The sequence below is a fragment of the uncultured Aquimarina sp. genome (genome assembly GCF_947492405.1).
Classification (GTDB): Bacteria; Bacteroidota; Bacteroidia; order Flavobacteriales; family Flavobacteriaceae; genus Aquimarina.
Genome location: NZ_CANLMP010000001.1, coordinates 526,375 through 550,979 on the forward strand (window position 1 = coordinate 526,375; position 24,605 = coordinate 550,979).

The window sequence follows — 24,605 nt, forward strand, 5'->3', positions numbered from 1 at the left end:
AAAAAAGAAGTGAATGGAATGCTTATTTTTCTGATTCATAAAACTAATATGTGTTATATTCTATAGACTATAAAAGTGATCCTGAGTTGTCACACCGAGCCTCCTCCATAGACGGACACGTGTTGAAGTGAGAGCCGAAGGGTGATGAACCGGGCTTCGACTACGCTCAGCCCTTGGATGAAGCATACTGAACCCTGAGCCCTTCGACACGCTCAGGACAGGCTAAGTCGAAGGGTGATGAACTGGATTTCGGCTACGCGGATGCTGAGCTGTGCCGAAGTACAATCCTCGGATGTTCGAATCCCCAAATGTCATACTGAGTTTCCTCCATAGGCGGACAAGTACTGAAGTAACAGCCCCAGATAAGAATATTTCCGAACCCTGAGCGTAGTCGATGGGTGAGTATATAGCGTTTTAAAAAATACTAGATTTCATTAGAAATCTAGTATTGAAAATTACTTCTTAATAATACTTTTAACTAGCTCACCAGTATTATTTGATACCTTTAATATGTAGACTCCAGGAGATAAATCTTGTATGTCTAAAGAGATTTTTTCTTTAGATTTATTCTTTACTTTTTGGTTTCTTAATAACCTACCATTAATATCAAACAAACTAATATAGTTCGCATCAAAAATTCCGGATATCGAAATATAATTTGTAGAAGGTATAGGATATACCTCTATGTTGTCAGATTCAAACTCGTCTGAAGATAAAGTCGAGGAAAATACTGTTTGTTCCTCATTGGTGATGATGGGAAAGTTAAAATCAAAATATATTTCAGCCTGATTCGCTAAAATATCACTCTCCGCAAGTGTATTTAAAGATTTAATCTTAAAAGTAAGATAACCATCGTTATTGAGATCATCAAAAGGAAGATTAATATTCTCAAAGATAAATTCTACTGTATTGTCATCATAAATTTTGGTTACCATCGAATGACTGGAATTAATAGGTGCCAAGGTGTTTATATCAAATTTTGTAGTGTCTAGAACATCTTTGACAACGACATTAATAGCATTTGCTGTACCTGTATTTTCAAAACGGATTAGATAATGGAAATCATCTCCAATTTTATCAATAGAAACTGATTGCCCTTCTAAGCAGGTTATATCATTAGGGTCAAAAGAATTTACTACAGTCTGATTGAATTCAAAAATATTATCGTCCGGTGTGTCATCAATGACTTGTGATGAAATAGTAGCTATAAATCCTAATACATCATCACCATTTACAGGAATAGGATCAGTCGGACGATTGATGTTCATAACCACATCAATTTGTCTACTTTCAAATGGAGCCAAATTTTCATAATTCCAACTCAAGAGATTATTTGACTGATTATCGGGCAGGGGAACCATGCTTACGGTATCCATTAGATCATCATTAAATGTTAAAGTAATAGCTCCAGATAATACCTTGTTTCCTTTGTTCTTATAACTGATTTTATAGGTAGCATCAAAACCCGGTCTTGCTCCTTCTATAGGAATTATGACTATATCCAAATCATTATGGGTTCCTACCGGAGTAAGACAAAAATCTTGATTAAACAGACTGCCATCAGTAGGGAAATCTACAGCAATACTGCTTGGAGCAATCGAAAAATAGGATGGATTTTCCAAGATAGGAGTAATAGTATACATTCCTTCTTCGAGCGGTATGGTATAGGTTCCGCTATCATCAGAAATAAGGTTTGCTATTTCGCTTCCTTGTTGTATCCTAAACTTCATATTAGGAAAAGCAATGTCTCCAACATCACAACCATCGTTATTATTATCTATAGTAACTGTGCCTGTTATCGTATAAAATTCTCCGCCGGGAGTAAATGTACAGTAGGAGTTTACTGAGCAGTTGGTATACCCCAATCGATCAACTTCATCTTGAATATATTCTAATTCTCCATTATCATCATCTACGCAGATATAGCTTAATTCCGGATTTCCAGAGAAATCAAGTGAGAAATTATCTTGATTAGGAATCCCGTCCTTAAGAAATAGAGAAGTTAACTCATTATTGCTACAGTCCAAATTTACCACCCAATATACGGTGCTTACATCCAACGTAGTAAGTTTATTATTAGCGCAACGCAGCGTGGAAATATTTGTCGTACTTATATCTAGGTCGGTAATAAAGTTATTATTACACTCTAAAAGACTAAGATCACCACTATTACTTAAATCTAATGAGGTTAAATTATTATCATTAGCATATAAAAGGTTTAGTTCTGGGTTGTTAGTAATATTCAATTGTGTAAGTAAATTGTTTTGACATCTTAAATATTGAAGTGATATATTCTTAGAAATATCTAAGGTTGCTAATTGATTTTCAGAGCATACAAGATCTACAAGTTTGGTGTTGTTAGAAACATCAATATTAGTTAAACCTAAATCTCTACAATTAAATTTTTCAAGATTTATATTATTAGATACATCAATTGCGCTAATCAGAGTTTGTCCAACATAAAGTTCTTTTAATTCGGTAAGCATGGAAACGTCTATCGTTGAGATATCATTACTCCAACAGCTTAATACTTCCAGTTTACTGTTTTGACTAACGTCGATAGCAGTGAGTTGGTTACCTTGACAGCTGAGATGGGTAAGATTAGTAAAATACTCAATACCTCTCAATGAGTTCAACCCTCTGCTTACTACATTTAATCTTAAAACAGCTTCGGCCTCACTCTTAGAAATCTTTTTGTTATTGTCGGTATCGGCATCACCATCATAAATACCATCATTGTCAAAATCGGCTACGTTACGAGTAATCAGGTCTTCTTCAAAACGATCGTCAAAAAGATCTAAAATCGGATCACAATTTTCATTATAGGTTGCTATTATATCCTTTTGCCAATTGGGATACCCGTTTGCAAGGCTAACATTTTCTACTGAAATACAAGTAAGTGTAGCATTATTTAAAGCGTTCATTTCAGCCAGAAGCGGATTATTGCCATTTTTCAGACTAAGTATAGTCAATTGATTTGTGCTACAATCTAAAGCGATAAGATTAGTAAGTTGATCAATTCTTAATTCGGATAATTGATTGTTTTGACAAAATAACCTTGTAATATTTTTAAAATTTTCTAAGCCATTTAATGAAATAATATTCTTAGCGGAAAGATCTAACCCATTTACAGCTAGAGCCTCACTACGTTGTATCTCACCATCATTATTAGTGTCTACATCACCATCCGCTATGCCATCATTATCAAAATCAGCAACGGTATCGTTTAACAATGCATTTTTAAAATTGATATCAGCAATATTTATAGCAGGATCACAGGAAATACTGTATTGAGCTAGAGCATCCTTATTCCAAGAATTTTGAGTATCTGCATAAGTAACATCATCAACTTCAATACAAAGAAGATCAGGATTATTACGAGCATTAAAACTTGTGATATCTGTATTGTTACCATTTTTTATGTTCAAAATAGTTAACAGGTTGTTTTGGCATTCGACACCAATCAAATTCGGGTTATTACTTGTATCCAAACAAGTAAGTTTATTAAATTCACAGTAAATACCTCTTAGATTTGTATTTGTCGACACGTCTAGACGGGTCAGTACGTTATAGGCTACATCAAGAGTCCATAATTCCGGATTATTAGAAAGATCGATTTCTGATAGATGGTTTTCATCAAAATCAAAAGTGATCAAAAGCGGATTTTGACTCAAATCCATGGCCGCGATATCATTTCTGCTTCCATACAGTCGTTCTAGTGCCGTATTGTTGGAGATATCAAGAGTTGTTAATTTATTATTATAACAGAATAGGGTATGTAAGGAAGTGTTTTGAGAAATATCCAGACTGATAAGCTTGTTATCTCCACAGGATAAATATTCCATTTGTAGATTTTGCGAAACGTCTATAGTATTGATTTCGTTACCGTTACAATCCAGACGCAATAGATTGGTAAAACTTTGTATTCCTTCAAGTGATTGTATATTGAAACGAGCGACTTTTAGTCGTTGTACAGCTTGCGCTTCGCTTACTTGTATTTCTCCGTCATTATTGGTGTCGGCATCTGCATCATACGAACCATTCAGATCAGTATCTACTACAAGATCATTAATTAATGCATTTTTAAAATTAGCATCTGGGATATCCACAATTTGTGCATTAATAGATATAGAAGAAGATAATCCCAAGAATATTAAAAGGTAGTATAGTCTCATAAAAGTTTGATTTGATTGAATGAATGAATTTATAATGTTAGCAAAAATAGATAAAATATGAGATTTTTTCTGTTAAATTTTTGGTCGTGGAATTCAACTCCGTGGCTGTTGATCACCCTGAGAGGAGCCGAAGGATGATGAACCAAATGTCGAAGGGTGAGCCGAAAGGTAATACTCAAACACCTCCAATTGTTGGAAGCAACAGTTGGGGACGTTTTGTTTGGTATAAAACAAGTATAACTACCTATAAAATATACTGTAAATAAAAATTAATTTGCCCAATACTAAAAAAAAATACTGGTCATTGGGTATGTTTTTACGAAATGATGTTTTTTATTTTTAACACTTAAATAACTCTAAATAATAAATCATGAAAAAAATTACGTTGAGTATCCTTATAATGCTATTATATTCATTAATCGTAAACTCTCAAATTGAGGATAAAAGTAATAATCTTGTATCTCCAGGAGCTTTTAATAAACTTGTATTTCAGGATCTTAACTTTTTAGTTGTTGGAGAAAACACACCACAACAAGGTGTGTTGTTTGAGCTCAAAGAGGAAAAATCCTTAATCAAAGCTAGTGGATATTTAAAGAGTTTTAATTTTGGTTTTTTTACGGTAGATGGAGATTTTTCTGTCGATAATGGGGTTTATTTTTTTGATGAAAATGATGGAAGCAAAAAATCTAAATTCACACTCAATTTTTATTCGGGAATAGGAAAGTCAAGTAGGAAATATGATAATTTAAAAGATGTAGATATTCAAAGAGCTTTTATTAAGAAAAATCTTTTTTTACAGGATTCATTAACTAAATATTTTTATAGATATGATGACTTGAGAAAAGAAATGATAGCACATAATTTACCTGTTGATAAATTAACATCTAGTTATGATAAAATGAAAAAGGAGTTGAAGAAAAAATACAAGATTGATATTGATGATCCGAAATATTTAAAACAAAAGGTAGATACTGATTTGTCAGTTTATTCTACGAAAACGAGAGGTAATAATAGAAATTTAATTGTAAATAAAGCAGGTAATGCTGTTTTTAATCAGGTTCTAAAAGACGGGGTAGATGTACTTAAATTAATTCAAGATTATGAAAAGGCAGCAACAAAACTGGATAGTGTTATTAGTATAGCTCAGAAAAAAGAGATAGAAATTACAAATAAATCGTGGAACTCAAAATTAATACCATTTTTTGGGGTTTCGGCGTTTTATCAAAGAGAAAGCACAACTTTATATGAACCTATAGCAGGTGGAAGTTTTGGTGATTTTTTCAATGATATTACTGGGGATCTTTATGGTGTTTCAGGATCGTTTAATGTCGTTAAACAATGGAAAGATCAAAGCTATTTTGTGGCAAGAGGATTAACTTCGTTTTCCAGAAGTTCTAATATAGATGAATTTACACAACAAACAATTACTTTGAATACGCCTACAGGAGATATTATTGACGGAAATCCTGTTACTATAGCTAATAGTAAGAAAGGGTATGTAGGGGATAACAGTTATGCATATGGTTTTAAGCAAAGTTATAGCACCGAAGTCTATTTTGCTTGGAGGAATTTAGGAGCTTTTGTAAATGTTGGATATGATAATATAATGTTTTCAGAAGAATCTGGTGTTACTGATCTTGAGAGCTACCCTGGTAGATTAGGACTATTATTTAATTTAAAATCCAAAGATGATTTAAAAACTATTCTTACACTTCAAGTTTTTGTTGACAGAAAAGATCTTGATGAAGCACCTAGAGATAAGAATGGACGTAGATTTGGATTTAAAGTTGGGTTGCCAATAAATATTAGCAAAAAGTTGTAATAATAGAAAGAAAACTTTATGTATTGGATAATGAGAAAGTAATTAATTGTCGTATTACTAAAAGACAACCCGCATATCATTTTTAGTATGCGGGTTTATTCGTTTCAATTCTTTTCAAAACCACAAAGTACTCGACCGAATTTCTTTTCTGCTTTTTCTTTACAAATAGTTCTAATACTATCTTTGCAATGTTTTAATCCGCCACATTCTTTGGTATAGTGATAGGTTTTACTAGCTGTACTGTTACATATAAAAACCTCTTTTTTACACTTTGTTTTTTTCTTTTCTTGTTCTAGATAGTTGATTGACGATTTCTGTGACCAAATACCTATATTCTTTTGCTTAGCAATACTTTCTAAAGAGTCATAACTAGCATCTGTAGAATACTTTTTGAAGTGAATGGCATATCCATTTGCCACTAACTCTTTATTTAGGATTTTATCATTGTATTTTATTTCTGCAATGAGTCTTCGGTATCTGTCAAACTTACCTTTGGATATTACTTTTACTTTTTTACCAAAACAAAAATCTGAAGTGAATTGTTTAGCCCTTTTCCAATATGCTTCTTTTTTTTCAGGACAATCGATATGTTCTAATCGTATAATTATAGGCTCATTATTATACAATACTTCTATAGTGTCGCCATCTTTGACACCGATAACTTTAGCTTCAAACTCTTTGGGTAATTTATCAGAAGTTGAAATAGTAATTAGAGCAAAAATTGATATAAAAAAGTGTAAATAATTTCCCATAAGCTTTCTTTTTCAGTCTATTAAAATAATCATTTTATGTGTCAATTACATATACTTCGATCTACATAGGTTTTGTTTCCATTAGAATTGATATAATAACATCCACCTCTGGATCCTCGTATGTATCTCCTAGTAGTTCTGGGTTTGTTTCGCTTTTTTTTGGTTGTACTGCTATTTAGAGAGTTATAATTAACTGTTTTGGTTATGTATTGGGTATCGGATTTAGAATTGCTTTTATTTCCTAATTTTTGATCAATAGAGTCAATTCTTTTTTGAATATCCCGTGCTTGTTGTAATAATTCATCTCGCTGATTTACCAATTCTTCTTTAATATAGAGTGTGGTTTCCAAGCTTTGGGAATTACATTGGTAAGAAGCGGTAATTAATAAGGCCAATAGTAGGGTAATTTTTTTCATTGTAAAGAGTTTTGCTATTCTAAATCTGAAATGTTTTTTACAATTTCACAATCTTTCATCAAAACGTTCATCATTAATCCATTACACTTGCCGTAAACTGTTACGAACTGACCCTTCTGAAGTTTGGATACTACTGTTGGGTCATCAATAAAGCATTGAACATTCCTAAAATTATTGGAAGCCCCTTTTGGGGTAATATAGATGTTGTCTAAAAAATCTTTACCTATGTCATCTATTCTTCCTTCTACATAGAAAGTCTTATTTTTAAAATCATTGTCGGCACTGACCTCATTTTTTTCATAAATGGCAATTAAGTTTCTTGAAGAAATGGTTTGATTCTTTCTAATTTCTATTTCTTTAGTTTTTTCAATAGCAAGTAGACTGTCCTTTTCAGTTTCTGTTAAACTATTATCATTCTTAATTTTTTCAGCATTTGAAGATGTATTTAATTTTTCTTTTTTATCATCATCACTGCTACCGAAAGCAATAAAAATGAAAATAATAAAAGTTAATATTGAGGCTATATGTTGTAATTTTTTCATGATGGATAAATTTTAAAATTAATATTTGATTTATAAAGTATAAATGGGGTATAGATTCCTAATAGATAAAATAGTAGGTCATTAAGATCAAAAGTTCCAGGTAAAATTTTCATTGCTTGACAGATCTCCGAAAGGATTGCTATAGTTGGTACTATAAATATCCAGAGCAAACTATTCTTAGTTATATCATTATTCCATATATAAAGTATTGTACTAACATATGAGAAAAGCCAAAGACCATCTGGTAATGAAAATAATATCCAATCTGGAATTAAATAGGAAAACTTGAATATATATTCTCTAAATACTTCAATTAGATTAATAAAGCCAATTTGATTAAACCAATCAAACATTTTTAAAGTGTTAGATCTGAATAAGATATAAATCAAACTACCAGTAAAAATGGATCCAAAGCATCCATAGATCAGTTGCTTTTTCATTTTGTTAATAGTATAAAGTCTTTAATGATTTTATCCATGTTAGATGGCAAATCAGCATTTTTAATAGCAAACCTTTTTACATTCATTGATGTTAACCAATTATTCCAATAAAGTCTAATGACATCCTCTTCATAAGGATTGTCTTTATTTGGGTGTAACCCTAAAATCAGCACTTCCAGATTAGATAGATTATTGGCTGCAGGAATGAATCCGAAGCTTTTATCTTCAATTTTACTTTTCCAACCCTCAGTATTTAACCTTTTAGATCTTATATACTGTGGTATTAAATAGGAGGTAAGGTTACCTTCTTGTCGTTTAATATCTTTATGATAGATGTAGCCATCGGTTAATATTATTAGGATATTCCTGAATTGATCTTCAATGCAATAGTCTTTTACTTTGTTCTTGAAAAAGCCCCAAGTATTAGAACCTATATAATCATTATCGGTGATTGCTTGATTATAGATTTCGACAGGAAGTGTTGCATAAACAGAATCGATACTACATAATAGATCATTTGTTACAGTAGTTTTATCAACTTGAAATTTTAACTTATTCGAGATATCACTAATTTCTTTTGTTTTAGGTTCTGGGTCAAAAAATAGTTGAATCTTATCATTTGTTCTAATTACTTTTTTTGTCCTCAGATGAACGTTAAAAGCTTCTGCAGCTGATTGGATATATTTTGCATCTCTTTGATAATATTCCATCGCTGGGTTTGGGAATTTTTCAGGGTTTATTCTATCAGAAAGATCCAATAGAAAGCTTATGTTTAAGTTTTCATTACTATTTCGTGTAGTGTATACTTTAGATATATTTTTATTATCAAAACAGTTTGTGGTCTCCTCTTCGTTTTCTTTTCTGCAAGAGCTAAAAACCACTATAATTATTGCAGTGTATATGTATAGATACTTCATTATAGTTGTTTTTTCGTGAATAAAAGATGTTGATGATCCATTTGATTCAATTGATGTTCATTCAAATGAGCAGCTGAGACTTTTTCACATTCATCCAATAACTCCTGTTTTTTATCATGAGGTAATGCTAATTCAGCATTTATTGACTGATACCAGCCTTCTTTATATTGATAATGATAGTGCAGATACTCTTTGACAGGAAAAACAAATCCATCAATTTGTGATTGTAATTCTGATATCTTACCTGTGATGGAAGTTATTTCATGTTTTATCTTATCAATATTTTTAAGTAATTCTGTTTTCTTATCAAGTAGATTACGAAGTTCTTCTTTTTTAGCTCTTATAAATGCTTTTATCTTATCAACATTTTCATACTCCTTCATCACAAAATCGAATACTAATCCCCAAATGATATAAACCACAAATCCTGCAAAAATGATCATCCAAAACTCAGCTTCTTCTAAGGCAACCTGTAAATTATATGGTTCAGAATTTAGTGTTTTATTGAATTCGTATATCTTCTTTTCTATCTGATATGCTAATAAACCATCAAATAGAAAGGTGGTAAGAAAAAGTAAGCTAATTTTTAAATAACTTTTTATACCTTTTCCCTTTTGTAGCATGTGTATTACATAACCTAATCCCATAAAAACAAAAGGAATGGTAATTACCAATAACCCTTCAAGCCAACTTGCTTTTATAGCATTGGTAAGTGCGTTCGGATCAAAAATAGCAGCGGTTAAGCTATCATCAGAAAACTCTTTAAAGAATGCAGAATAAGATGCTGAAATATAAAAAACTAATAGGTAAATAGAAATTGGCAATAAAATAAAGAGTCCAATATAGAATTGTGCCTTAGGTCTTTTATCTGCATCAATTCCAAAATGATCTGGATTTTGCTTTACATCAACCATTTCATGCTTTTTGGTTTCGATGTTTCTATTAATATTGTTTTCTTGTTCTTCGTATATTACTATAGCTGTCTCCCTTTTTTTTAGCTCAGTTCTTTGTCTTTCTTGTTCTTCTTTATAGGGTTGTTTTAAGCGTTGTTGTTCAGCTAATTGTTTTCTACATTGATCCTCAAAACTATTATATAAATTATGAAGACCTGTTCTTAATGTAATTGGGCTACCTGAAGCTTTTTTTGATGCACCATAACCACTTTGATAATAGGTTATTCTAATTTGGTCTCCCTGATTTCCCTCTCTATCATTTGAAGTTTTAGGTTTAGACTCAACTTTTTTAAGTGTAAATAGTTTTTTTACAGACTCCATAGGTTAAGATTTTATTTGTTCAATGATTTCTTCTTTGCTGATTCCTCTTTGCACACAATCCAGAAGGTACTGTGATAAATCTTCAATGTTTTCTTCTAGGAATTGGAATTTTCGGCAGTATTTTTTCAGTGTGGTCCTTTCGTCTTCTGTGATTTTTTCATCTGCCCAGATCATTCTGGCTAAATCAAAGAGGTATTCAATACGTTCATCTAAGCTTTCTGGAATAACCGATTCATGATCTATAGGGCTTAATAGTAGTTTTTCAAGTTCTTCTTTTTGAATACCCCGTTCTTCAGCAAAATGGTATAACATTTGAAGCTCTGGGATGCCAAAACTGTCATCTGATATAGCCATTTTATAGAGCCTTAAGAAATGGCTTTTTAATTCAGCGGAAACTGTATAATTTTCCATAGTTAGTTTATAATTAAAATGATTAGAGTTATGATAAATAGAATGATTATAGAGGCACATCCTTTTTTACTATTATTATTATTATTTAATCCAGTTGATCTTCTTCTTGAATTTGTATAATGTCCTCTTACATAAGTTCCATCTTTTCTATAATATCCTTTACGATATCCCATATAATTTATTTTTGATTAGCTACACTTACATCCAGTTCCAACTACCCATTTACAACATGGATCACTTTCACACTGAGATTTTGGTTTGTTAGAACAACCACAATTAGATGTCGACGCACAAGTTCTTACACTATTACCGGGCTCTTCACAAGCGATACCATCATTATCTCTGTCTAAATCATTTCTGCATTCTGGATCAGCATCAAACGCCGTTTGAGCAGAGGCCATTGATGTATAATTCGCACAGTTAGTATCTCTACAGCCTGAAGATGTATCGAGTTCTGTTTCAGATTCAGAACAAGAACTGATTAATGAAATAAACATTAGCATTGATAATATTGAAAATAAAGTCTTTATATGTTGCATATTTTTGTTAATTAGGTAGTTATTAAGCAAAGAACTAAGGAACCTGAGGCTACTAATAGAATTAATGATACAAGACATCCACTTCCTTTAGATTTTTTAAAAGATTTTCGATATGATAGCCCAGGAATTCCAGTTCTTATTGAATATCCTTTAGAACTTACGGAACCCCTTTTGGTTCTATAACTAGGAGTGATACCAGATTTACTAATATTGATTCCTAATCCTTTTCCCAGTTTTATTCTTTTGTTGAATCTGAATCCCATATTATTTAGTTTTATTAAATATTTAAATCTGTTCCACAACTTGGACATTTACATACTTTATTATCCTTTTCAGCCTGTAATTTTTCAATAAAAGCAGAGCTAATTATCCCAGCTGGTAGCGCAATAAACCCTATGCCAGTTAAAGCCATAACTGCGCTTAAGGATTTTCCTAAAGAAGTAACAGGAAAGAAATCGCTATAACCAATTCCAGTTAAAGTTGAAATAGCCCACCAGAAAGCTTCACCAATATTTGCAAACTTGTCCGGTTGCGCTTGATTTTCAACATAAAACATTAATGTAGAGGATATGATTAATAAAATAAAGGCGACAAAAGCTGTAATGAGTAATTCTGGTTTGGTTTCTTTAATAATTATGTTGATAGTTCTAATTGCTTTAGAATACCTCCCTAACTTTAAGATCCTTACAATTCTAAATACTCTAAGAATTCGGATTACTCTTAGATCAAATGGTATTAGTAATGGAAGATAAAATGGCACTATTGAAATTAGATCAATGATTCCATATCCTGATAATGCATATTTGGTTCTATTAGAGTAACTTTCTTTATGGTTTTTAGTACCAATATCGGCAACCCATAATCTTATTAAATATTCAAGAGTGAAAATGGATATAGATATAAACTCTATAAATTGAAACACTTCTTTATAATCCCAGTATAGAGACTTATATGATTCTAATATTAAACAAACTACATTCAGAATAATCAAACAATAAATAGAGTTTATAAAAACCTCGTTTTGATATATTATTGAATGTAGTTTTCGTTTCAAAATCAATATAATTATGTGTTATGATAAATCTTCAATTTCTGCTTCTGGAGCATTTGTTTTTACAGAATTTATTCCATTTTGACAACCTTGTTTAGTTGAGTACATTTCACTATTTGCAATTATCTGACCGTTGGCAGCATATAAATTGAAATAGAATCGATCATTTGTACTTTTTTTGATGACAAATTTTGGGTAAGCCATTTTTTATGTTTTTAGGATTAATACTTCTCAAACTTACCAGTAGTTAAACCCAATTCCTTGTGGTTTTCCACAGTGACGGTCGTTTTATAACAAAAAAAAAGACCTGCCAAGTTTTAAAGCTTAGCAGGTCTACAATAAAAGCCCGTTACCCCATAACAAGCTTTATGTTTGATTCCAATTAGTTATATTTTATTCTTCTGAATTATCATTTTCGGTTTTAGGAAGTTCAAGTTGGGGAATGGTTTGTATAGCGTTTCCTGCAATCCCTTTAATTGAACTGTACATATAATTCGTGTTCAAAAGCACTTTATTTATTTGCTTTTCTCTTTTCTTCCAATGTCCCTGTATTGAACGTTTTTCCCTTTCTAAATCAGTTTGCATTTGAGTAAAACCTTCAACTATAGCTTCTATTTGTAATTTAAATTCATTGCTGGTTAGGAAATTATAGAGCATAACCATTTTATCACCTTTATTCTCTTGACTTGCAATCGCATTTGATAGGGTAATTATGTTCTCTCGAAGAACCCAACAGAGTCCCTTAAACTCTTGATATGTACAAACCCAAACTCCTTCTATTAATCCCATTCTTTCCATGTTTTTGGGCATAGTATTAGTGACAAGCACTCCAATATTGGCGTTTTGCTCACGCATATCATTCCTGAATTTTTCAATCCAACTCGATTGAAACTCTTTAGTTCTTTTGCTTTCATAGTAAATAGAACCACAGTTGGCATTAGTTCTTGTTTTTATTATTTGCAAGGAATCAGCTCCACGTTGACCCTTTTTAATTTCTTCAATTTCGTCTAACGGAAACTTCTTTTTCAACCATTCTTCTATACTTAATTCTTGTATTTCTCCTTGTAATTGTATGGACCCTTGTTCAGCTTTTCTTTGAGCTTCTGAAAGTTGTTCTTTTAATTGGTTAATGATCTTTTCTTTTTCTGAAACTTTTAGCTCATTTTTATCTGCTTCTCGCTTAGCAATTTTAATTTGTTGCTCTTGTAGAATTTCTGTCAATTTCTTTTGATTTTCAAGTTCTATTTCTTGGCGTAATTCATTTTTTTCACGTTTGAGTTTTTCAACTTGAGATTTAGTTTGATTTAATTCTTTAAGTTTTTCGGATTTGTCAGCTAATTCTGATTGTAATGTTTTATATTTTTCTGCATTTTCGTACTCTATATCACGCTTGATTTTACTTGTTATTTCTTTCTTCTGTATTGAAAGCTTTTCTTTTAATTGGTTTTCTATATTTTCTGAAATTTCCTTTTCCTTTTGTTCAAGCTCAATACTTTTTATTTTTAATTTTTCTCCTTTTTGCTCGTATTCTTTTCTAGCTATAGAAATTTGAGATTGGTATTTCTTTTTAATGTCATCTTCCAATTGGTGATATATAATTTCATCTACATTAATTTCTTTTCCACAATCTGGACATGTTATGTTTATATCTCGTTTACTCATTCTTATAGGTTTTATGCATTAATACATACAAACCTAATTTCATTAAAGAAGAATTCTTTGTGTTTTCCCACAATACAAGATATTTTACTGGTAAGAATATAGGATGCCTAAATATTAAATATGAGTTTTACATTATTATTATTCAATTAATCCACGTTTTTTTAACCTCTTAATATGTTTGTCGAGACTCTTTTCTATTTGGAACATTCGCATTACTGGAGAGTTAAACGCACTAGTGGTTTTAGATGCAAAATCTTTTAAGGAATCCAATGCATCATTATAACTTTCATTAATCATGAGTTGAAGATCAAGTTGATATTCTGATTTAATCTTTTCCCGTAATCTTATCAATTCAGAGTACGTATTATATTTTGCAGTCTTATTACTTATTTTGACGATTGGGGACCAAAGCATTGGAATCACAATGAATCCTTCAAAATAAGTCTGTGCATATTCGATATCCTTTTTGAATTTAGAATAGAACCTGTTATAGTCATCCGGTCTTTTATTAGTTACATATTGTAAACCACCAGTATGCGTTGCAACCTCGCATACATAGATTTTCTTATCAACAAGCTTTATACCAACAACATCAATTTCTCCTTGAATATCAGGGTTCACTATGTTGTAGGTAATAAAATCACAGCGTAAGATGTGACTCAAATATTCTCCACAGATTTCTTCTCCTATATTTTGCATTTTTATTATATGAATTATTTATGATTATGATATCAACCCCATTCCATCCACCAAATGGATTAATTGAATGGTAGTTTTGGCATCAAAGTCTTGGCGTAGTTTTCGGATACGATCTTCAATAGATCGTTTGCTGTTGGGTTCGATACCTTTTTCTGCAAATTGATGACTTATTTCATCTTGCTTATATCCGTTGGCTAATAGTTGTAATAACTGTATCTCGTATGGATCTAATTGTGTTACATTATTTTGCCGCAGTGCATGTTTAGAAACCGGACAACTAAAAGTGTTTCCTTTATATACCTGAGTAATTGCCTTTTTTAATTCTGATAATCCATAGAGCCCTTTGCAAACATAGCCATTGATGTGATGATTTTCAAAAAGGGATTTGACAATCGCAGGTTTATCCTCTCCACTAAAGACAATGATCTTGATATCTGGCTGAATGCTTTTAACTGTGGCAATAAGCTGCTTTCCAGAAGTAATTTTATGAGATATTCGAGCATCCAAATTAAAAGATAGGTCGCTAATCAGTAGGTCATATGGTTCGCCCTTTTGTATAGCTTCCTTTATTTTTGATAAGGTTTTATCACAAGATTGTGTGTTATCAACTGTTGCCTCAGTGGATGTACTGATAGATGATACAATCCCAAGATTGTCACTATCACTATCCTCTGCAATAATAATTCTCTTAAACATAGTCTTTGGTATTATGGGGCGAACTCAATAATAGATTTAAAACCTTTTTGTGGTTTTGTTTCAAAAGTAATAGTTCCTTTCATATCCTTTATGCGGTTTTCCACATTGTAAAGGCCATTCTTACGTTTTTGAACCGCATTAAGATCAGTACCAATTCCGTTGTCAGTATACTTCACGATAATATTCTTTTTCTCTTTAGTGATACCTACAGATACGATAGTAGCCTGACTATGTTTTTTCATATTAGTTAATAGCTCTTTTAGTACCCAATAGAGTTCTACTTTTTTATAATCTGCTACAGACGTCCAAAAATCGTCTTTTAATGTATTCGTAAAAACTTTGATATGTTCATTCCCATAAGAATTTAAAAGGGATAACAGTTCATCTCCATATTCTGGTCCTATTTCTATCGTATGATTGCGAGAAAAATCTCGTACTTTATGATACACCGCATCCAATCCACTAATAATAGAAGTGCCAGTTGAATTTTTAGATAGATTATTTTCGTTTTGTAGTTGTGACATTAAATAAAACACATCGTTACCCACTTCATCGTGTAGTTTTTTGGAAAGTCTCTTTTCGGTGGTGTGGCGTTCTAATACTTTTTCTTTTTTGTGTTTAGTTTGGAGATAGAAGAAAAGGAAAATAGAGCAGAGAATGGTGAAAATACCTATTCCAGAATAAATGGTATTTTGGGTAATCCTTTTTTGATCAATTAGCTCTTTGTTTTTTTTCTCAGTAATTAATGCTTTTTCCAGTTTATTATTGTCATATATCATGGCAGCATATCTACTTCCAGATAATTTCTGTTCATTGAACAAACTATCTTTTAATTGTAATTCTAAATTTGTGTATTTTATGGTTTCGTTTGGTGAATGTTTTCTCAAATATTCGATGGCATCTAATCTATCTTCAATATTGTTTTGCTCCACAGTTAATTTATAGAGTTTCTTCGCATAATCAATGGCTTTTACTGAGTCTTTTTGGCTATAAAAAAACATTAAATGTTCATTACTAGCGATTAAACCCGACGCATTTTTTAAACTATCTCGTAATCGTAAAGATTCTAGTAATTCCCTTTCTACATCTACATTAGAATCTGCAAGCCATTTTGTATAAGCAAAGTTATCTAACACCCGTGCATATTCCTTCTTGTTTTTAGCTATATTTTTATCCTTAATGAGAGCTGAGTAACGTTTAATAACTTGACCAAACTCCTCATTTTCTCTGAGAATTAGTAACTCGGTATTTTCCAGTATCTTTTTTGCTTTAGCAGAAGTAGAATATTCATATGCTTTATTAATATAAATTTTGGCTTGATTATAATTTTTTTGTTTTCTGTAATCAATGGCAAGATTTAAATAAACGGAAGTAAGTCCAACACTATCTTTGATAGGCTCTAGGTATTCCAATGCTTCCACCAAAAGACTTTCCCCAAGATTGTAATTGCCATCATAAATCAGAATTCTTGCCATTCTATCTAATTTTTTTCCAGCTTCTGAGCTATCCTTAATTTGGGTATAAACGTACTTGGATTTATCTAAATAATAGAATGCAGAATCGTTAATGTTCTTGTTTAAAAAGTTTTCGCCTATTTTGAAATACGCTTTGCCAATACTAGCAGAATCTTTTGCTTTTATTGCATATGTGAGCATTTTTTTGGCTACTGGTAAAACACTATCCAAATAGTTTTCTTTTTTATATAAATATGCTTTAAGAGAAAGAGATTTAATCACAATCGAATCTAAATTCAGAGCAATAGCTCTTTGTTCTGCTTCAGTAAGGTAATACAGGCGTTCTTTTAGCAATCGTTCTTTTTGTTTACCTAGCTCAAAATAATATACAGGATGATCTTTAGAGAACTTTTCGGTACTAGATGAGTCAGGAGAACTACACTGGGTGAGTAATAGAAGAAATAAAAAGGATTTTATTAAAATTTTCAAGAGTGTTTAGGTTCAAAATTCCCTGTAAATTAAATAAAAAAGGTCATATTCAATATAAGAATATGACCTTTTTACCAATTTAGATTATCTATCCTTCATCTTCTTCTGAACTTTCTTGACCTAAATCTCCATCTTCCCCTTCGGTGGCTAATTCTTCGATAGCAATTTCTTCTGCTATATCAGAGGTTGTACATGAAAATATTGATAAACTAAACATTACTATTGCTAAAATTACAAATGAATTTCTCATCTTTTTTTGTTTTTAAAAATTTGACAATAGTGTTGCTGTCCGGATATTAAATCCAGAGAATTATTACCGGTCACAACACCGTTAAATGAGAAAAGGCCTTTTCTGTTTTTGAGAAGTATGTTTGGAAATAGTCAGACAGAAAAAGCTTGTTGTACTTCTCGGATCAACTCACAGATCCTGTCTTATATTTCCAGTTTTGAATTAGTTTGTGTTATACAAACATTTTTGTTTTTAAAGCTTTGTAAAACGTCAACTAATTCCTGTTACGTTACACTACAAATATTTTATAAATGGTAAGATTTTGAATGGAAATTGTGTGGAAGTCTCGTGGAATTTTGATGGAAACCAGTAAAAATGGTAACTACAATGTGATTTTCCACAATTAGATTTCCATGGAAATTCCTTATTTTAGGGTAAGACACTAACAATTTATGGAGGAATTCAAGAAAATTGTGGCTTTATCTTTTATTGAAGCCTATAAAAAATATCCCTTTACAAAGACCAAAACAGCCTTATCTAAGAAAATTTCAGAAGAGATTACTGAAAAGGAAGAAGGAGAAGCAGATGAGAAGCATTATAAATCATTAGTAAACTATTATGATTATTTCTTTAATCAAGGAAGTAATAAGCAAGAACCTACAGAAACAATGGTTAATAAACTCTTGAGTTTTCTGAATTATGATTCAAGAGAGCAGTTTGTTAAGAACCAACCTATTGATGACGGATACTTAGATAATGTTCCTTTTGTAAAGAATGTTTTGGTAACAGAACCAGAAGATTCTACCGGAGATGATATAAAGATTGATCCTCCTGAAGATGTTGAAGAAGATGATAGTGATAGTAATAGTAATTGGGTTAGAAAAATAGTAGTTACGATCTCTATTGCTATTCCATCTATGATTGTATTATATTTCGTTATCAATTGGCAACAAAAAGAATGTATGGTTTGGAAAGAGGATCATTATGAAAGCGCAAGTTGTAATACAAAAGGTATTAGTCTTAACTATAATCAGGATTGGGTTGACAATTTTAAGAAAGCACAAAATGATACTATTGAAACCTTTTTCAAACAAGGGGATACCTTATATTGGTATTTTAAGAGAAATAATAAAGTAGAGCTTTTTACAAAATCGGGGATGCATCCCGTAGAAAATGTAACACTGAAACCAATTACTGAGACGATAGTTCGTAATTATATATTGAAAGAATGAATTTCTTATTTAAATTAAAAAAAAAACCTAATCTAAATACCACAAACAATTAACTAAACCTTTCGGTTATTTATGTAGAGGTTTTCCTTCCCAAAGAAAAATACATATAAAAAACACCATATATTATAGTAACATTTTTTGTATTTAAGACACTTACTAATAGATATACTATTATATATGATACCAATAGCTTTACTGATAATAATTTTGGTGTTTTTAGGAGCAAGTTCAAGAAATCCCAGAGCCACGAAAAGATTTAAAAGACGATATAAGAAAAAGTAGAGGCACAATGGTATTTTGCTAGATAGAGCTGTTCAGTAAATTTTTAAGTTATAAGAAAATATAGGTAACGTGAAATTAGTTGATAAAAAACAAAAATGGAAAGGACAGTTCACTTATCAAGATGGATATAGTGATATTGATCAATATAGAGAGGTAATATTTGAGATGGAGATCAAAGTTGATAACGATTCTTTTGTTGGAATATCTAAAGATTCAGAATCCAAAGAGTTATTTGATAAACCAGCTTCTGTAAAAGGTTTTTTTGATAATGATATGATTAGTTTTGTTCTAAAATATCCATATTCTTATTATAGAGATGATGATGGTACGTTAGTAGTGGAGAAAGGGTATGAGCATCCCGATATTCAGTATATAGGGTTTTATGATGAAGATCTTAAAGAATATAAAGGTAATTGGGAGATTGTCGTAGATCAAGAAACTTATGGTACTGATAACCTTCTTGAAGTAGTAAATGGTGGTTTCCAATTAAGAAGAATAGATTAGAAATATTTATAAAGAAGAATTAAAATAACATGCTTAGTAACCAAACCCTCACCATACTAATTATCCTAGGAGTCCTAATGAGTGTAACTGGCTTGTTTTTATCCTCATTCACTACAGTTGCCAATAGTGATTTTTTACTGACTTGGGGACTATGGTTAATTGAAATGGGAGGGATGTTCTTATTATTATCCAATGGAACATTTCTTAAAACCATCTATTCACGTATTGTTATGGGTTTATTAGCAGTAGTTTTAATTGGTTCAGCTTTTAAAATTATGCATTGGCCCTTTGGTAATCCTATTCTGGTTGGTGGATGTATCGGTATTGTTATTTCTTATTTGATACACTTTCTTAAAAAACCAATAAAAAAACGAATAGACTATCTAAAAATGGTTTGGGTTATTGTACTATATATAGGTGCGGCTCTAAGATTATATCATATCATTCCCCGAGATTATAGGATCCTTACTACTGTATTAATGATCCTAGCTTTAATGGATTATATGTTACCTAAGATTAAAAATAAAACTCTGTTCGAATAATAATGTTAAAAATTTCGCTTTTCAGTATTGTTTGAATAGCTATGTTATATAAATCGTCATTCCGTTAAAAACCATTAATTTTGATGTTGAAGAAATCAATAAACTATTTGATTTCATAAAAAGAAAAGCATGATTAAATACATAGCCTTATCTATTAGTGTTTTACTAATTGTTTCTTGTAATGGCCAACAAAATCAAGAAAGCAATTGTCTAAACAATCCCCTTAAGATTAAAGAAGATAACATACTACTAACTTCAATAGAAGCATTTACCCTGAGTGAGTCTAAAACCTTTTTAGAAGAACAGTACAATAGCATAGAAACTTTAATTAACTTTTCTGAAGCGAACCTTGAATTTTCATTGACCTCTGGCGAATCAATGAATGAAGAAGAACCTAAATTCAGTGATTCATTTTATCAGTTGTTGCCTAAAGATTCTTTAGAAGGCAAATTGGATACCTTCTTTAATACTATGTATATGAGACAGGAAATTCAATATCCTGATTCTTATCTGCAAATTCCATTTGATCGCTATTATTTGGATGTAAAACTTATTAAAGATTTCTGGGAAGAAGATAAAAATTTACCCAGATTTAACATCAATACTATATTTTATGGGGATAAAACAAGAGTAAAAGACACGACCTCTTTTCAGAAAGACTCTTATAGATCATTAGCGACACAGATACCATCCTCAAAACCTATGGATAGCATTGAGGTACAGGTGTTGTATACATATCCTACTATAAAAGAGATTATATTAGAAAAAAAGGAAACCAAAACGGAACTGCCAGACGGATCCATAGTAACAGCGGCTATCTCAGGAAATACGATAAGTCTTCAGTATCCAAATACTATGCATGAAAAAATAGTAGCGGTAGAGGGGATACACGAAACTGACAATTATTTAGTATCATCAGGCAGTTCTGGTAGTACGCGACCTACCGAAGAAATGATAACCTATCTAAAATGCTTTAATACTACACTAAAAACGGCGATTGATAAAATCGAAAATAAAGAAATGGATACCAATGAAGTATTGCGCAACTTTTTATTGCAAAATGTATCGGAAGCCCCAGAAAATGATCAGTTAAGATTACAGAGATTTCAATTTTCGGGTACTTTAAAGAAGGCTAAAGTTTATATACAAACAGGAATTTCTGAAGAAATAAACAAATCCTTAGTATTAAAAAGGTCAGAACACGATCAAAAAGCTACTAATGGATATTATTTGGCTATTGATAAGAAAACACAGAAGCAAGGACTGGTAGATGAAACAGGAGCGTGGGCTATTCGTCCTGAATATGAGGACTTACGGATGATGAATGACTATTATTATTCTGGTTTATATAACGATGATTACAATCAATTGTATTGGTTAAACACAAGAGCTAATAGACTGGAGCGTGTGAGTTATGAGCTGGACGAAGTTAAAATCTATTCGGATAAGCTTGTAAATATAGAAAGGGAAACCAATGGGCCAGAGGGAATTATCAATGCAAAAACAGGCAACATGGTCATCCCGATGAAGTATGATTATATCCGACCACAAGAAGGCTTTTTTATTACAGATCTAAATAATAAGGAAGGATTGTATGATAAAAATGGAAAAAATATACTACCAGAAGTATTTAATAACATCAGTGTAAAAGATGATATGATTTATACCTCAAAAGAAACCGATGATTCGTATGATGAAAAGGATATTTATTCACTGAAAGGTGTGAGTATCAAAAATGGTACATGGAACGATTATGATGAATCTTTCGGAAAAGACGGCTTGTTACTAGTAAAATATAACTATAAAAAAAACAATGTTCATTACTATGACTATATAGGTTTTATCAATAAAAAAGGAAAAATAGTTGTTAATGTACAGGAATATGAACAGGTAGCGCCTTTTTCTAATGGACTTGCTGCGGTAAAAGATAAGGAAAGTAAAGCTTGGGGTTATATTGATACAACAGGTAAAGTGGTGATTCCGTTTCAGTATAGTGAAGCGAAAGCTTTCCAGGAAAGGTATGGGTACGTAGTAAAAAATAAAGAGGCCTTATTAATTGATAGAAATAATAAGGTTTTCAAAAAATTACCAGATACATTTAGTAGTGCTTCTCTTCCGTTAGATAGTAATGAAGCGGTGTATCATTTGTATAATGGAGAGACGTATGATGCTGATGGTAATTTAGTGAAAGACAAAGAATCGAAATAAGAAAACCTTCAGAATCAAAATGTTTTTTATCTTGGATATATAACTATAAAAAAGCAATTTTAAGTGGACTTTAAGTACATCACTACAACAAAATAACTAACTAAATGAAACAGCCACTACTGATCTTTATACTACTAATGGGGACAACAGTTCTATGGACTCAAGAGATTAAAACTTTAAACCCAAATATTGAACTTTTGGAGTTTAGTAAAGAAGGTGAACAGGAGTTTAATAGAAATTGGAAAGCTTGTGAAATCATCTGGGAAAAGATGCAATCTGGAGTAACATATGAAAATCTTACTGCACAAGAACAAAAGGATCTCGATCAGGTAAGCGAGGTACATAGTGATTATTGGCAGGTAGGTACTGATGGTTGTAGTTGGTATTGTGGTGCTAGTATTGCTATGGTTTCTGCTTCTTCTTATTTAAAGACACAAGGAAAAACATCATATGTTCCTAAAAATGCTCATGATTTTGATTATAAAAATGCATGGGTAGAAGGAGTAGATGGGTATGGAGTTGGCGAGTTTTTAGAATTTAGTTTTCCACAGGAAAACCCTAGAATTACGCAAATCAGTATAGTAAATGGATATGTAAAAAGTGAAAAAGCATGGAGAGAAAATAGCAGAGTGAAAAAACTGAAAATGTATATTGATGATGTCCCTTATTCCATACTTAACCTTAAAGATGAAAGAGCGACAAATCATTTTGAGGTTGCCCCAATTGGTAATGCTGATCGAAATAATTATGAGGAATTAGCTAAATTACCAGATTGGACGATGAAATTCGAGATTTTGGAAGTATACCCAGGAGAGAAATATGAGGATACTGTGATCTCTGAAATTTATTTTGATGGAATTGATGTGCATTGTTTTGCTGCGGGAACTATGATTACTATGGCAGATACTACACAAAAACCTATTGAGTTATTAAAAATTGGCGATGAAGTAGTATCTTATGATATTGAAGCAAAAACCTACATAACTGCTGTTATAGAAGAAGTAGCACATCCAATACATAGTAATTTAGTAACTATTACTTTTGATGATCAATCAGAGATAATATGTACTGATGATCATCCATTATTAATAGCTAATGGAGCTTGGGTTTCTTATAATCCATCAAAAACAATAAAGGACTATGACTATGATCAGGTACATCAATTAAAAATAGGAGATGTATTGCAAGGAAATGATAAACAACAAACTGTTGCATCTATTAAAACAACTGTAGCAGCGCAACCAACATATACCATAGTACGCTTAGATAAAGGAACTAATTTTATTGCTAATAATATTGTAGTAGGAACAGAGCCATTAAGGAAGAAGATAAATTGTGATATTCACCAATCAAAGGGTAATGTATCAAAGTAGATAGATATGATCATATACCTTAGCGTCATAGAAGTGGCATTGGTAGTGTATACTTTGTATGAAGGGTATCGATATTTCAGTTTTAAATATCAATCGCTTACTATTGATGCTACCATAAGTTTATGTAAGTCGGATAAAGCTTTTCAAACAGCTAGCTTTAGATTTTTACAGGGAACAAGAAAGATAATGAAAATAGGACTTTCGTATAAAATAGATGGGAAAAACTATGCTGAAATTCAAAAAGCTCCATATGATCCTGATATAAAAGTTGGCAGTACTATACCATTAAAAGTTCTAAAGAATAGCCCTAACGTATGTAGCTTGCATAAGGATACTGTTCGCTTAAGAAGATTTATATTAGCAACAATATTCTTACTCGTTTGGTCTGTAGTATCATATGTTGTTTTAAAAACTTCTTAAGTATAATAAACTTTATGTATCTAAAAATATGAATGAAGGCATTATACCGATTCTTTTTGGTATACTTTTCTTAATAACAAGTTTGTATAACCTAAAACGATATCTATCCTACAAACAAGGAAGCGTGCAGTCGGATGCCATTGTTATTAATGTAGTATGGAAACCACGATCGTTTCATGTAAAATTTGATTTCTTATATGATAAAGAAGTAGCAGTAGTAACCTATAGATTTCAATTGGATACGAATTGGTATGAAAAAACGGAAGAAGTTTTTATGCAATTTAGGAAAGGTACTGTCCATGAAGGAAGTCAAATAAAATTATACATACCTAATACTAAAAACCCTAATAAAGTAACTATTATAGATCCTTTTAAAAATAAGATAAAGTATATGGTTTTTGTTACACTAATGGGCTTGTTGATGATTCTGATTGGTTCTTTAGCGTTATAAAAACAAACTAATGATGTGTCCTTTT

Annotated in this window: 26 protein-coding genes; 8 read left to right on the forward strand and 18 right to left on the reverse strand. The window is 31.3% G+C overall.

Annotated features, from left to right (window positions below; translation table 11 throughout):
* Window positions 1–455: 455 nt before the first annotated feature.
* Complete coding sequence (locus tag Q0829_RS02330) at window positions 456–4,175, reverse strand: T9SS type A sorting domain-containing protein (RefSeq protein ID WP_298539474.1); 3,720 nt, start codon at window positions 4,173–4,175, stop codon at window positions 456–458.
* A gap of 370 nt (window positions 4,176–4,545) precedes the next feature.
* Between Q0829_RS02330 and Q0829_RS02335 the strand changes: the two genes are divergently transcribed.
* A complete protein-coding gene (locus Q0829_RS02335) occupies window positions 4,546–5,997 on the forward strand; it encodes a hypothetical protein (RefSeq protein ID WP_298539476.1) in 1,452 nt (483 codons plus the stop codon).
* A gap of 104 nt (window positions 5,998–6,101) precedes the next feature.
* Here the strand turns inward: Q0829_RS02335 and Q0829_RS02340 are convergent, their stop codons facing one another.
* From Q0829_RS02340 to Q0829_RS02420, 17 genes are all read right to left on the reverse strand, one after another.
* Window positions 6,102–6,749, reverse strand: coding sequence for a thermonuclease family protein (locus Q0829_RS02340; protein ID WP_298539478.1), 648 nt, complete (start codon window positions 6,747–6,749; stop codon window positions 6,102–6,104).
* Between the two features lie 41 nt (window positions 6,750–6,790).
* The gene (locus Q0829_RS02345; RefSeq protein WP_298539480.1) at window positions 6,791–7,165 is read right to left on the reverse strand and encodes a hypothetical protein; all 375 of its coding nucleotides are present in this window, start codon (window positions 7,163–7,165) and stop codon (window positions 6,791–6,793) included.
* A gap of 14 nt (window positions 7,166–7,179) precedes the next feature.
* Complete coding sequence (locus Q0829_RS02350) at window positions 7,180–7,707, reverse strand: hypothetical protein (RefSeq protein WP_298539482.1); 528 nt, start codon at window positions 7,705–7,707, stop codon at window positions 7,180–7,182.
* Window positions 7,704–8,147: a hypothetical protein gene (locus tag Q0829_RS02355; RefSeq protein ID WP_298539484.1), complete on the reverse strand. Its 444-nt coding sequence runs from the start codon at window positions 8,145–8,147 to the stop codon at window positions 7,704–7,706. Before Q0829_RS02355 ends, Q0829_RS02350 begins: the two co-directional genes overlap by 4 nt.
* Window positions 8,144–9,064 (reverse strand): hypothetical protein, encoded by a 921-nt coding sequence (locus Q0829_RS02360; RefSeq protein WP_298539486.1) that lies wholly within the window; start codon window positions 9,062–9,064, stop codon window positions 8,144–8,146. Before Q0829_RS02360 ends, Q0829_RS02355 begins: the two co-directional genes overlap by 4 nt.
* The gene (locus tag Q0829_RS02365) at window positions 9,064–10,338 is read right to left on the reverse strand and encodes an ABC transporter permease (RefSeq protein WP_298539488.1); all 1,275 of its coding nucleotides are present in this window, start codon (window positions 10,336–10,338) and stop codon (window positions 9,064–9,066) included. Before Q0829_RS02365 ends, Q0829_RS02360 begins: the two co-directional genes overlap by 1 nt.
* A gap of 3 nt (window positions 10,339–10,341) precedes the next feature.
* Window positions 10,342–10,749: a hypothetical protein gene (locus Q0829_RS02370; RefSeq protein WP_298539490.1), complete on the reverse strand. Its 408-nt coding sequence runs from the start codon at window positions 10,747–10,749 to the stop codon at window positions 10,342–10,344.
* A gap of 2 nt (window positions 10,750–10,751) precedes the next feature.
* A complete protein-coding gene (locus tag Q0829_RS02375; protein ID WP_298539492.1) occupies window positions 10,752–10,922 on the reverse strand; it encodes a hypothetical protein in 171 nt (56 codons plus the stop codon).
* A 15-nt stretch (window positions 10,923–10,937) separates the two neighbouring features.
* Window positions 10,938–11,288, reverse strand: a complete 351-nt coding sequence (locus Q0829_RS02380) for an excalibur calcium-binding domain-containing protein (protein WP_298539494.1) — start codon at window positions 11,286–11,288, stop codon at window positions 10,938–10,940.
* Between the two features lie 11 nt (window positions 11,289–11,299).
* Window positions 11,300–11,551 carry a DUF4236 domain-containing protein gene (locus Q0829_RS02385; protein ID WP_298539496.1) on the reverse strand — a complete coding sequence of 84 codons (252 nt, stop codon included), beginning with the start codon at window positions 11,549–11,551 and terminating at the stop codon, window positions 11,300–11,302.
* Between the two features lie 14 nt (window positions 11,552–11,565).
* Window positions 11,566–12,342 (reverse strand): ion transporter, encoded by a 777-nt coding sequence (locus tag Q0829_RS02390; protein WP_298539497.1) that lies wholly within the window; start codon window positions 12,340–12,342, stop codon window positions 11,566–11,568.
* Window positions 12,343–12,360: 18 nt separating this feature from the next.
* Complete coding sequence (locus Q0829_RS02395) at window positions 12,361–12,543, reverse strand: YegP family protein (RefSeq protein ID WP_298539499.1); 183 nt, start codon at window positions 12,541–12,543, stop codon at window positions 12,361–12,363.
* A gap of 189 nt (window positions 12,544–12,732) precedes the next feature.
* Complete coding sequence (locus Q0829_RS02400) at window positions 12,733–14,001, reverse strand: DUF2130 domain-containing protein (protein ID WP_298539501.1); 1,269 nt, start codon at window positions 13,999–14,001, stop codon at window positions 12,733–12,735.
* Between the two features lie 138 nt (window positions 14,002–14,139).
* Window positions 14,140–14,700, reverse strand: a complete 561-nt coding sequence (locus Q0829_RS02405) for a hypothetical protein (protein WP_298539503.1) — start codon at window positions 14,698–14,700, stop codon at window positions 14,140–14,142.
* A 24-nt stretch (window positions 14,701–14,724) separates the two neighbouring features.
* A complete protein-coding gene (locus Q0829_RS02410; RefSeq protein WP_298539505.1) occupies window positions 14,725–15,396 on the reverse strand; it encodes a DNA-binding response regulator in 672 nt (223 codons plus the stop codon).
* An 11-nt stretch (window positions 15,397–15,407) separates the two neighbouring features.
* Complete coding sequence (locus Q0829_RS02415) at window positions 15,408–17,339, reverse strand: tetratricopeptide repeat-containing sensor histidine kinase (protein WP_298539507.1); 1,932 nt, start codon at window positions 17,337–17,339, stop codon at window positions 15,408–15,410.
* An 88-nt stretch (window positions 17,340–17,427) separates the two neighbouring features.
* Window positions 17,428–17,589 (reverse strand): hypothetical protein, encoded by a 162-nt coding sequence (locus Q0829_RS02420; protein WP_298539509.1) that lies wholly within the window; start codon window positions 17,587–17,589, stop codon window positions 17,428–17,430.
* A 431-nt stretch (window positions 17,590–18,020) separates the two neighbouring features.
* Here Q0829_RS02420 and Q0829_RS02425 point away from each other — a divergent pair, with 431 nt between their 5' ends.
* The 7 genes from Q0829_RS02425 (at window position 18,021) to Q0829_RS02455 (ending at window position 24,580) form a co-directional block, all read left to right on the forward strand.
* Window positions 18,021–18,800, forward strand: coding sequence for a hypothetical protein (locus tag Q0829_RS02425; RefSeq protein WP_298539511.1), 780 nt, complete (start codon window positions 18,021–18,023; stop codon window positions 18,798–18,800).
* 351 nt (window positions 18,801–19,151) lie between these two features.
* Window positions 19,152–19,586, forward strand: coding sequence for a hypothetical protein (locus Q0829_RS02430; RefSeq protein WP_298539514.1), 435 nt, complete (start codon window positions 19,152–19,154; stop codon window positions 19,584–19,586).
* Between the two features lie 29 nt (window positions 19,587–19,615).
* On the forward strand, window positions 19,616–20,128 hold the full coding sequence (locus Q0829_RS02435; RefSeq protein WP_298539517.1) for a hypothetical protein: 513 nt from the start codon (window positions 19,616–19,618) through the stop codon (window positions 20,126–20,128).
* Window positions 20,129–20,257: 129 nt separating this feature from the next.
* Window positions 20,258–22,336, forward strand: a complete 2,079-nt coding sequence (locus tag Q0829_RS02440) for a WG repeat-containing protein (RefSeq protein WP_298539519.1) — start codon at window positions 20,258–20,260, stop codon at window positions 22,334–22,336.
* A 104-nt stretch (window positions 22,337–22,440) separates the two neighbouring features.
* The gene (locus Q0829_RS02445) at window positions 22,441–23,709 is read left to right on the forward strand and encodes a Hint domain-containing protein (protein WP_298539522.1); all 1,269 of its coding nucleotides are present in this window, start codon (window positions 22,441–22,443) and stop codon (window positions 23,707–23,709) included.
* Between the two features lie 6 nt (window positions 23,710–23,715).
* A complete protein-coding gene (locus Q0829_RS02450) occupies window positions 23,716–24,129 on the forward strand; it encodes a hypothetical protein (RefSeq protein ID WP_298539524.1) in 414 nt (137 codons plus the stop codon).
* Between the two features lie 28 nt (window positions 24,130–24,157).
* A complete protein-coding gene (locus Q0829_RS02455) occupies window positions 24,158–24,580 on the forward strand; it encodes a hypothetical protein (protein WP_298539526.1) in 423 nt (140 codons plus the stop codon).
* Window positions 24,581–24,605 lie beyond the last annotated feature (25 nt).